Genomic DNA, 10,340 nt, shown 5'->3' with positions numbered 1-10,340 from the left:
CGCCAGGCCGACCATTTCGAGACCGTGTTCCGCGCGGCCTACCTGGCGGGATACGCCGCTGAGGGCCAGCTTCTGCACGTGGGCTTCGGCACCATGAACGGGACCGACGGCAAGCCCTTCAAGACCCGCGAGGGCGGGGTCCTCAAGCTTGGCGACCTGATCGAGATGGCCCGCGCCAAGGCCCGCGAACGCCTGCACGAGGCCGGGCTTGGCGAAAACATGGCCCCCGCCGAGTTCGAGGACATCGCCGGCAAGGTGGCCGTCGCCGCCCTGAAATTTTCCGACCTGCAGAACTTCCGCGGCACCTCCTACGTCTTCGACCTCGACCGCTTCTCCAGCTTCGAGGGCAAGACCGGCCCCTATCTGCTGTACCAGGCGGTCCGCGTGAAATCCCTGCTGCGCAAGGCGGCCGATCAGGGTGTCGCCACCGGTCCGATCACCGTGTCCGATCCGGCCGAGCGGGACCTCGTCCTGCTGCTGGACGCCTTCGATCAGGCGCTCACCGACGCCTATGAGAAGCGCGCGCCGCACTTCGTGGCCGAGCACGCCTTCAAGCTGGCCCAGGCCTTCAGCCGCTTCTACGCCGCCTGTCCGATCCTCATCGCCGAACCGGTGGCCCGGTCGTCGCGCCTGGCCCTGGCGGAGACCACCCTGCGCCAGCTGGAGCAGGCTCTGGACCTGCTGGGCATCGCCGCGCCGGCCCGGATGTAATCGAGAAGGAGGCGCCCCCTCTGGGGGAGCGGTCAGCGCAGAGGCTCTCTTCGGCGCCCCCTCCACACCAAGTCCCGATGGTCTTGAGCCTCCGCGACTTCCCGCATTGACTCGCGCTCCCCCTTCGAACAGGTTCCGCCTCGACTCTCGCGGGAGAGACCGGGCCCCGAGCCCGGAGCCGAAGGCGCAACCGCCCCGGAAACGCTCAGGCAAACGGACCGCGAAGGCTGATGAACGCTGGAAAGTAGCGGCCCTGACAGGCCGCTCGCCGAAGGAGCAAGGGTGGGGTCTCCCGCCTGAAATCTCTCAGGTCCAAGGACAGCGGGGGCAGGGCGACGGCGGAGCTTTTCCGTCGGCGTCTGCAATCGTCAGCCGGAGTCTCATGCGTGACCGATGAAGCCCTGAAGACCACCCCGCTCGCCGCCGCGCACGTGGCCGCCGGCGCGCGCATGGTGCCCTTCGCGGGCTATTCCATGCCGGTCCAGTACAAGGACGGCGTGCTGAAGGAGCATCTCTGGACCCGGGAGCATGCCGGCCTGTTCGACGTCTCCCACATGGGCCAGGCCCGGCTGCGCGGCGTCTCGCCGCTCTCGGCCTTCGAGGAGATCACTCCCGGCGATTTCATCGGGTTGAAGCCCGGCAAGCAGCGCTACTCGGTCCTGCTCAACAAGAAGGGCGGGGTGATCGACGACCTGATGGCCGCCCGGCCCGACGATGACGGTCTGTTCGTTGTGGTCAACGGCGCCTGCAAGGACAACGACTTCAAGGTCATCGACAATGAACTGGCCGGCCAGGTCACGATCGAACGTCTCGAGAACCGCGCCCTGCTGGCGATCCAGGGGCCCGAAGCCGCCGCCGTCATCGGCCGCCACCTGCCCGCCGCCCAGCGCATGGTGTTCATGGACTCGCGCGCCATGCCGGGCTTTGGGACCAACATCCTCATTTCACGCTCGGGCTACACCGGCGAGGACGGCTACGAGATCTCCGTGCCGGCCCATCTGGCCGAGGCGATCTGGAACTTGCTGCTGGAGGACGAGCGCGTGCGGCCCATCGGTCTGGGCGCGCGGGACTCCCTGCGCCTGGAGGCCGGCCTGCCGCTCTACGGACATGACGTTGACGAGACCGTCAGCCCCATCGAGGCCGACCTCGCCTTCGCCGTCTCGGTGAAGCGCCGCGAGGCCCGAGACTTCCCCGGAGCCGCGCGCATCGCCAAGGAGCTCGCCGACGGCCCGTCGCGCAAGCGTGTCGGCCTGCGGGTGCTGGAAGGCGCCCCGGCCCGCGAGGGCGCGGAAATCGCCGACGGCGCCGGCGCCGTGGTCGGCGTCATCACCTCGGGCGGGTTCTCCCCCAGCCTGGGCTATCCCATCGCCATGGGTTTCGTGCCGCCGGCCCTGGCCGCGCTGGGAACCCCGTTGAAAGTCATCGTCCGGGGCAAGCCGCAGGCCGCCGAGGTCGTGCGCATGCCCTTCGTTCCCCATCGCTACGTCCGCAAGATCTGAGGAGATCACCTGATGCGTTTCACCAAGGATCATGAGTGGGTCGTCCTCGAGGGCGACGTGGCCACCATCGGCATCACCGCCTACGCCGCCGAACAACTGGGCGACGTGGTGTTCGTCGAGACCCCCGACGTGGGTAAGACCGTGAAGGCCGGCGACGGCCTGGCGGTGGTGGAGAGCGTGAAGGCGGCCTCGGACGTCTACGCCCCCATCTCGGGCGAGGTGGTCGAGGCCAATACCGAGCTGGGCGACGCGCCCGAGACGGTCAACGCCACGCCGGAGTCCGGCGGCTGGTTCGCCAAGCTGAAGATCGCCGACAAGGGCCAGTATGACGCCCTGATGGACCGCGACGCCTATGAAACCTATCTCGGGACCCTGTAAGCACCCATGCGTTACCTGCCCCTGACCCCGGCCGACCGCGCCGAGATGCTCGGCGTCATCGGCGCGGCCACCATCGACGACCTCTTCGTCGATGTCCCCGACGCCGCCCGCAAGGCCGACCTCTTCGACCTGCCGCTGCATGCCGGCGAGATGGAGGTGGAGCGCGCTCTTTCGGCCCTGGCGGCCAGGAATCGTCCGGCCGGGGCGGGGCCGTTCTTCTGCGGGGCAGGGGCCTACAAGCACCATGTGCCGGCGACGGTGGACCACATCATCCAGCGGTCTGAGTTCCTCACCAGCTACACGCCCTACCAGCCGGAAATCGCCCAGGGCACCCTGCAGGTGCTGTTCGAATTCCAGACCCAGGTGGCGGCCCTGACCGGGCTCGAGGTGGCCAACGCGTCGATGTACGACGGCTCCACCGCCTGCGCCGAGGCCGTGATGATGGCCCAGCGGGTCACCCGCCGGAAGAAGGCGGTGCTGTCGGGCGGCCTGCATCCGCACTATGCGGCGGTCACCCAGACCATCGCCCATGCCGAGGGCATGGACATCACCCGCCAGGCCGTGGCCATCGACGCCGAGGCCGACGTGCTCTCGGCCATCGACGCGGAGACCGCCTGTGTGGTGGTCCAGACCCCCAACGTATTCGGCGTCGTCACCGACGTGAGCAAGATCGCGCAAGCCGCCCACGCCGCCGGAGCCCTGCTGATCGTGGTGACCACCGAGGCGGTCTCCTACGGCCTGCTGAAGTCGCCCGGCGAGATGGGCGCGGACATCGCCGTGGGGGAGGGCCAGTCCATCGGGGTCGGCCTGAACTATGGCGGTCCCTATATTGGTCTCTTCGCGGCCCGCGAGAAGTTCGTGCGCCAGATGCCGGGCCGGCTCTGCGGCGAAACCGTAGACGCCGAAGGCGCCCGCGGCTTCGTCCTGACTCTGTCGACCCGTGAGCAGCATATCCGCCGCGAGAAGGCGACCTCCAACATCTGCACCAACTCGGGCCTCTGCGCCCTGGCCTTCACCATCCACATGACCCTGCTGGGGGAGCGCGGCCTGCGTGAGCTTGCGGCCCTGAACCACAGCCGGGCCCGTGAACTGCGCGAGGTGCTGGCCGCCGTGCCGGGAGTCGAGATCCTGTCGCCGCGGTTCTTCAACGAGTTCGCCATCCGGGTCCCCGGCAAGGCCGCCGATGTCGTGGAGGCCCTGCTGGCCGACGGCGTGGTGGCCGGCGTGCCCTTCAGCCGCCTCGACCCCAAGGCCGGGATGGACGACGTGCTGCTGGTGGCCGCCACCGAAACGACGACGCGGGATGATATCGCCGCCTTCGCCAAGGCTCTGAAGGGGAGGACCGCCTGATGGCCATGTCCAATATCGGTCGCCCGACCCAGCCCCAGGCCGCCGGGACATCTTCCGCCCACACCTCGCTCACCGGCGCCCGCGGGCTGCTGCAGGACGAGGCCCTGATCTTCGAGATGGACGGCTGGGACAAGACCGGCGTCGATTTCGAGCTGCCCGACGAGGACGCCTCCGACCTGGGCGACCTGGTCCGCACCGCGCCTATCGGCCTGCCGGGACTGTCGGAGCCCGAAGCCATGCGCCACTTCGTGCGCCTGTCCCAGAAGAACCACGCCATCGACCTGGCCCTCTATCCGCTGGGCTCATGCACGATGAAGCACAATCCGCGGCTCAACGAGAAGATGGCCCGCCTGGCCGGCTTCGGCGACCTGCACCCGATGGCGCCCCAGTCGACGACCCAGGGCGCCCTGGAGCTGATGGACCGGCTGGCCCACTGGCTGAAGACCCTGACCGGCATGCCGGCCGTCGCCCTGTCGCCCAAGGCCGGCGCCCACGGCGAGCTGTGCGGCCTGCTGGCCATCAAGGCCGCTCACGAGGCCAAGGGCCAGGGGCATCGCCGCACGGTCCTGGTGCCCACCTCCGCCCATGGCACCAACCCGGCAACCGCGGCCTTTGTCGGTTATGACGTCACCGAGATCGCCCAGACCGCCGACGGCCGGGTCGACCTGGCCGACCTGGAGGCCAAGCTGTCGCCGGAGGTGGCGGCGATCATGGTCACCAATCCCAACACCTGCGGCCTGTTCGAGCGCGACATCATCGAGATCGCCCGCCTGACCCACGCGGCCGGGGCCTATTTCTATTGCGACGGCGCCAACTTCAACGCCATCGTCGGCCGGGTTCGCCCGGGCGACCTGGGCGTCGACGCCATGCACATCAACCTGCACAAGACCTTCTCCACGCCCCACGGCGGCGGCGGCCCCGGTGCGGGTCCGGTGGTGCTGTCAGAGGCCCTGGCGCCCTATGCGCCGACCCCCTGGGTGGTGAGCGCGGGCGAGGGCTTCAAGCTGGTGGAGGAGGCGGAGGATGAGGCCGCCGACACCTTCGGCCGCATGGTGGCCTTCCACGGCCAGATGGGCATGTTCGTGCGGGCCTATGCCTACATGCTCAGCCACGGGACCGATGGCCTGCGCCAGGTCGCCGAGGATGCGGTGCTCAACGCCAACTACATCAAGGCCAAGCTCTCGCCGGTGATGACGCCCGCCTTCCCGGATGGGCCCTGCATGCACGAGGCCCTGTTCGACGACAGCTGGCTTGAAGGGACCGGGGTCACCACGCTCGACTTCGCCAAGGCGATGATCGACGAGGGCTTCCACCCCATGACGATGTATTTCCCCCTGGTGGTGCATGGCGCGATGCTGATCGAGCCGACGGAGACGGAGTCCAAGCAAGAGCTGGACCGATTCTGCCACGCCCTGACCCTCTTGGCCCAGGCCGCCAAGGCCGGCGACGTCGAGCGGTTCACGGGCGCGCCCTACCTCGCCCCGATGCGACGCCTGGATGAGACCCAGGCGGCTCGCAAGCCCCGGTTGACGTGGCGCCCAGAGCCCACAGCTGTGTCTCCGGCGCCAATGGCGGCTGAATAGCAGCGGTCTGGACAAAATTTAACCCGCCCGAGCCTTTACGATTCGCTCGCAGGTTCTCATACCTGTTGAGCGCGGTGGCCGAACGACCTCCCCAGATCGGGCGGGCCGCGCATTCCAGGTTGAATATCTAGCCCTACGCCATCTCTGGTGCGCGCCGCTTCGCGCGCCGGTGACGGATCGGCCAAACCTGGCTCGCCGGGGTTTGGGCTCAGGGGAAAGTGTGGCTCCGGCGCCGCGCGATCCCCGAAATGAGCATAAACCTTAAAATTTAACGCGGACGTCGCCTTTACGACTCTCTTGTGCGTTCGCATATGCGCTTAACGACGACCGCCTGTCCTCCCCCGAACAGGCGCGCGTCAGAACCCCTGGTTTGAACCAAAGTGTCCTACGCCATGCCCAGCATGCGCGCCCTGCGCGCCTCCGACGAATTGGCCCGCGAGCTGGTGGCTCGGCTGGTGCGTGTCGGCTTGGCTTCGCTCGGGGTGGTCATCGTGCTGGCGGGAATCGCTGTGGCGCCCCTGCCGGGCCCCGGCGGCCTGCCGGTGATCGTGGTCGGATTGATGCTGCTGCTGCGCAATTCGTTCAAGGCGCGCCGCACCTTCGTCCGCTTCCAGCATGCCCACCCGAAGATGGTCTTCCCCATCCGCCGGCTGCTGCGTCGCGAACCGGAAATCCTGCTGGTGTCCTGGCAGCAGGTCCTGCGCATCGAGCGTCTTATTGTGCCGCGCAAGCTGCGCTTCGCGATCAAGACCCGCCGCCGCTTCCGCCGCCGCTAGGCGCCGGAACGAAAAACCCCTCCGCGAAGGAGGGGTTCTCTAGCTCAGAAGCGTCGAACCGGTCCTCCGCGGAGGACCGCCTCAAGCCTATTGCATCTTGGTGGCCAGCTGCCCCAGCGCCCCGTCGATCATGGGATCGGTGCGCATGGCGGCGAGCCGGTTGGTGAGCACCACCTCGGCGGCGGCCACAGCCAGGTCGGCGGCGGCGGCGCGAACCTCGGCGGCGGCCTGGGCCTCGGCGTTGGCGATCCGGCGTTCGGCCATCAGCTGGCGTCGCGCCAGGCTTTCGTCCAGCTTGGCCTTGGCGTCGGCGGCGTAGAGCGCGGCCTGTTCCTCGGCCGCGGCCAGCATTTCCTTGGCCTGGGCCTCGGCGCGGATCCGCTCGGCCTTGAGTTCGGCCAGCAGGCGCTGGGCTTCCTCACGGATGCGGGCGGCCTCGTCGAGGTCGGACTGGATCTTGGCGCTCTGGGCGTCGAGGTTGGCGTTGATCAGCTTCGGCGCCTTGGCCCCGAAGATCACGATGCCGAGGAAGATCAGCAGGCCGACGCCGACCCACATCTCCGCTTCGGCGGGGTTCAGGAAAGCGGGCATCAGACGGCTCCTTGGGCGGCCAGGGCCGCATTGACCTCGGCCGTCGACAGCTTCTGACCGGTCAGCTTCTCGACAATGGCCTGGGCCGTGTCGGCGGCGATGCCACGGACATTGGTCATGGCTTGGTCGCGAAGCCCGCGGATGCGGGTCTCGGCTTCGTCCATCTGGGCCTGGAGACGGTCGTCCTCCGCTTTCTGGCTGGTCGCCAGGTCGGAAGCCGCCTTGGTCTTGGCGTCGGAGGCGAGCCGGCGAGAGCGGCTGTGGGCTTCGGCGATCTCGGCCTGAGCCGCGGCGGCTTGCGCCTCGGCTTCGGCCTGCACGCTGCGGGCCTCGGTGACGGCGGCCGCGATGGTGGCCGCCCGGTCGTCCTTGATCTTGCGGAGCCGCGGCACGAAGACCTTGGCCAGCAGGGTGTAGAGGACGGCGAAGATCAGGAAGAGCCAGACGATCTGGCCGCCCCAGTACTCGAACTTGAACTGAGGCAGGCCACCGCTGTCGGCGCCGTGGGCGGCGACTTCCGTCGTGCCGGCCGGGCCATGGCCCGGCGCAGCGTCAGCGGCGGTGTGACCGTCGCGGAGGTCCGCGGTCGGCGGTGATGTGGTCTCGGCGGCCATAAGGCTTGAACGTCCCTAAAACGCAGGCTGAAGACGCCGGGAAGGCGTCCCCATCACCCTGCGGATCTTGGCTTAGGAGAACAGGATGAGCAGGCCGAGCACGAAGGCCAGGATGCCCAGGGCTTCGGTCAGGGCGGCGCCCAGGATCAGGTTGGTGAACTGGCTGCCGGCGGCCGACGGGTTGCGCGTGGCGCCCGCCAGGAAGTGGCCGAAGATGGTGCCAACGCCGATGCCCGCGCCGATCATGCCGAGGGTCGCGAGGCCCGCGCCGATGTACTTAGCCGATTCCGCGTCCATAGTTTTCAGTCCCGTTTGTAGGTTGAGAGAGGGTGTTGGTGAGTTCGGCGATCAGTGGTGATGGCCGAGGTTGACCACGTCGTTGAGATAGACGCAGGCCAGAACTGCGAAGACGAAGGCCTGGAGGAAGGCCACCAGGAACTCGAGCGCCGTCAGCGCCACGACGCCGCCCAGCGAGAGGGCCGCGCCGGGGATGCCCAGCAGGCCCAGACCGCCCCCAGCCGCCATGGCGCCCAGGGAGACGACGAAGCCCGCGAAGACCTTCAGGGCCACGTGGCCGCCCAGCATGTTGCCGAACAGACGCAGGGCCAGGGTCACTGGGCGCAGGACGAAGGAGATGATCTCGATCGGGGTGACCAGGATCAGCATGTACCAGGGGATGCCGGCCGGAACGAACAGCTTGTACATGTTCGCGCCGTTGCGCAGCACGCCGTAGCCGATCACCAGCAGCATGGTCATGACCGCCAGGGAGGCGGTGACCGCCAGCTGGGAGGTGGCCGTGAACACCAGGAACAGCCCGAGCACGTTCATCGCCAGGATGAACAGGAACAGGGTGAACACGAAGGGGAAGAACTTACGGCCCTCGGGGCCGATGATGCCGGCGACAAGGTCGTCGATATAGCCGAACACCCCTTCGCCGATCACCTGCATGCGGCCAGGCACGATGGCGGCCTTGGCGGTGGCGACGGCGAAGAACACCACGACGAGAGTCGCGGCGATCAGCATCGAGACCGTGGAATTGGTGATCGACAGGTCGATCGCCCCAATACCCGGAACGGAAATAGCGGGGAGATCCACGACCTTGTGGATCTCGAACTGGTGCATCGGGTCGGCCATGCCGCCTCGAACTCCTTTAATCTTCCTCGTCGTCGGAATCCGGGAGGTCCTTTGGGGCCCCCCATTCTTCCGCCGCTTCGGCAGCCATCCGCTGAGCCGAATTTACGGCCATCCAAATCGAAATACCGAAGCCCGAGAGGACGCCGACAATCATCCCCCAAGGCGCTGTCTTTAGAACAGCGTCCGCCCCGGCGCCGAAACCCAGTCCGACAAACACGCCGCCGATCAGCACGCCCATGAGGCGATAGCCGTATCCGGCGGCTTGCGAACCGTAATCGCGCGGGGTCTGGACCGTCCGCGCCTCTAGCGCGGCGGCCCTTTCGTCGAGGCGCTTGATTTCCTCGTCGCGCGAATTTTCCGGCTGCGGCATGCGTTATGGCCTAAGTGACGACGACAACGCCCGCCGCGGCCGGGGCTTCAAGTCGCGCGGAACCTATAGAGCCGGGCCGAATGCGTCAAGGCAGGGAAATGCCTACATAAACTGCTGATTTCGCTGATGATTCCTTGACGTGTCGGCGACTCTGCATACCGCCCCGTTCAAACCCGGACTACTGGGCCGCCATCGCCTCGGCCTGACGCAGGTCCACCGAGACCAGTTGGCTCACGCCGCGCTCGGCCATGGTGACGCCGAAAAGCCGGTCCATCCGGGCCATGGTCACCGGATTGTGGGTGATGGCGATGAAGCGGGTCTGGGTCCGGCGGCGCATCTCGTCCAGCAGGTTGCAGAAGCGGTCGACATTGGCGTCGTCCAGCGGGGCGTCCACCTCATCCAGCACGCAGATGGGCGCCGGGTTGGCCAGGAACACCGCGAAGATCAGGGCCGCCGCCGTCAGGGCCTGCTCGCCGCCGCTCATCAGGCTCATGGTGGCCATGCGCTTGCCGGGCGGGCAGGCGTAGATTTCCAGCCCCGCTTCGAGGGGATCGTCGCTTTCGACGAGCCGCAGCTCGGCGACCCCGCCCTCGAACAGGCTCTCGAACAGGGTCTTGAAGTGCTCGTTGATCACCTCGAAGGCGGCCACCAGGCGCTCGCGGCCCTCGCCGTTCAGTTCGTCGATCCCCTGGCGCAGCTTGGCGATGGCGCCGGTCAGGTCCAGGCGCTCAGCCTGCATGGTCTCCAGCCGGGTGGCGTGCTCGGCGGCCTCTTCCTCGGCCCGCAGGTTCACCGGGCCGATGGCGTCGCGCTGGCGCTCCAGATTGTAGAGGTGGGCCTCCATGCCGCCGGCGTCGCCGGGGATGGCGATGGCCGCGTCGGCGAGACTTCGAGCCAGGTCTTCCGGTTCAACACGCGCGGTCTCGCGGATCTGGGTGGTGATCTCGGCCAGGCGTTCGGCGGCGGCCTCGAGCTTCGCCGACAGGCTGGCGCGCAGCTCACGCGCCTGGCTGGCGGCGGCGTCACCGGCGCGGACCGCGCGGTCGGCCTCGGCGCGGGCGCCTTCGGCCTGGGCCAGGGCGTCACTGCTCTTGGCGCGGCGGGTTTCGGCGGCGGCCAGTTCGTCCAGCAGCTTCTCGAAGCGGTCCTGATGGGTGGCCGGCGCCTCATGGGCCTTGTCCAGCAGGCCCTTGGCCTTCGCGCGCGCCTCGCTCAGCTGGTCCAGGCGCTTGGCGGCGCCCTGGGCCCGGCGGGTCCAGTCGTCGCGGTCGCGGCTCAGATTCTCCAGACGCCGCGCGCGGCCCTCGCGCTCGCGGGCCTCGATCTCCATGGCG

General features: G+C 68.2%; 11 protein-coding genes, 1 pseudogene and 1 riboswitch. Of the genes and pseudogenes, 6 read left to right on the top strand and 6 right to left on the bottom strand.

Annotation, left to right across the window (positions count from 1 at the left end; genetic code table 11):
- From argS to Q8N10_RS00475, 6 genes are all read left to right on the top strand, one after another.
- Positions 1–711, top strand: a 711-nt coding sequence (gene argS / locus Q8N10_RS00500; RefSeq protein WP_305663839.1) for an arginine--tRNA ligase, incomplete at its 5' end; no start/stop codon positions are given.
- A 140-nt stretch (positions 712–851) separates the two neighbouring features.
- Positions 852–942: riboswitch (glycine riboswitch) on the top strand.
- A gap of 155 nt (positions 943–1,097) precedes the next feature.
- A complete protein-coding gene (gcvT, locus tag Q8N10_RS00495; protein ID WP_304777430.1) occupies positions 1,098–2,210 on the top strand; it encodes a glycine cleavage system aminomethyltransferase GcvT in 1,113 nt (370 codons plus the stop codon).
- Between the two features lie 12 nt (positions 2,211–2,222).
- Positions 2,223–2,588, top strand: coding sequence for a glycine cleavage system protein GcvH (gene gcvH, locus Q8N10_RS00490; RefSeq protein ID WP_304777429.1), 366 nt, complete (start codon positions 2,223–2,225; stop codon positions 2,586–2,588).
- A 6-nt stretch (positions 2,589–2,594) separates the two neighbouring features.
- The gene (gcvPA, locus tag Q8N10_RS00485; protein WP_304777428.1) at positions 2,595–3,938 is read left to right on the top strand and encodes an aminomethyl-transferring glycine dehydrogenase subunit GcvPA; all 1,344 of its coding nucleotides are present in this window, start codon (positions 2,595–2,597) and stop codon (positions 3,936–3,938) included.
- The gene (gcvPB, locus tag Q8N10_RS00480) at positions 3,938–5,521 is read left to right on the top strand and encodes an aminomethyl-transferring glycine dehydrogenase subunit GcvPB (RefSeq protein WP_304777427.1); all 1,584 of its coding nucleotides are present in this window, start codon (positions 3,938–3,940) and stop codon (positions 5,519–5,521) included. Before gcvPA ends, gcvPB begins: the two co-directional genes overlap by 1 nt.
- Before the next feature lie 392 nt (positions 5,522–5,913).
- Entirely contained in the window at positions 5,914–6,297 is a 384-nt protein-coding gene (locus Q8N10_RS00475) for a PGPGW domain-containing protein (protein WP_304777529.1), read from the top strand.
- 87 nt (positions 6,298–6,384) lie between these two features.
- Here Q8N10_RS00475 and Q8N10_RS00470 read toward each other — a convergent pair whose 3' ends face one another.
- The 6 genes and pseudogenes from Q8N10_RS00470 to Q8N10_RS00445 form a co-directional block, all read right to left on the bottom strand.
- Complete coding sequence (locus Q8N10_RS00470; RefSeq protein WP_304777426.1) at positions 6,385–6,888, bottom strand: F0F1 ATP synthase subunit B; 504 nt, start codon at positions 6,886–6,888, stop codon at positions 6,385–6,387.
- Complete coding sequence (locus tag Q8N10_RS00465) at positions 6,888–7,502, bottom strand: hypothetical protein (RefSeq protein ID WP_304777425.1); 615 nt, start codon at positions 7,500–7,502, stop codon at positions 6,888–6,890. Before Q8N10_RS00465 ends, Q8N10_RS00470 begins: the two co-directional genes overlap by 1 nt.
- Before the next feature lie 72 nt (positions 7,503–7,574).
- A complete protein-coding gene (locus tag Q8N10_RS00460) occupies positions 7,575–7,799 on the bottom strand; it encodes a F0F1 ATP synthase subunit C (RefSeq protein WP_293493770.1) in 225 nt (74 codons plus the stop codon).
- 51 nt (positions 7,800–7,850) lie between these two features.
- On the bottom strand, positions 7,851–8,636 hold the full coding sequence (locus tag Q8N10_RS00455; protein WP_304777424.1) for a F0F1 ATP synthase subunit A: 786 nt from the start codon (positions 8,634–8,636) through the stop codon (positions 7,851–7,853).
- A gap of 16 nt (positions 8,637–8,652) precedes the next feature.
- Complete coding sequence (locus tag Q8N10_RS00450) at positions 8,653–9,006, bottom strand: F0F1 ATP synthase assembly protein I (protein WP_304777423.1); 354 nt, start codon at positions 9,004–9,006, stop codon at positions 8,653–8,655.
- Between the two features lie 178 nt (positions 9,007–9,184).
- A pseudogene (locus Q8N10_RS00445) lies at positions 9,185–10,340 on the bottom strand (chromosome segregation protein SMC); the annotation flags it as partial.

This window comes from Phenylobacterium sp. (assembly GCF_030693625.1).
Classification (GTDB): domain Bacteria; phylum Pseudomonadota; class Alphaproteobacteria; order Caulobacterales; family Caulobacteraceae; genus Phenylobacterium; species Phenylobacterium ferrooxidans.
The sequence above is the reverse complement of the archived record's forward strand: the minus strand, read 5'-3'. Positions and strand labels throughout refer to the sequence as shown.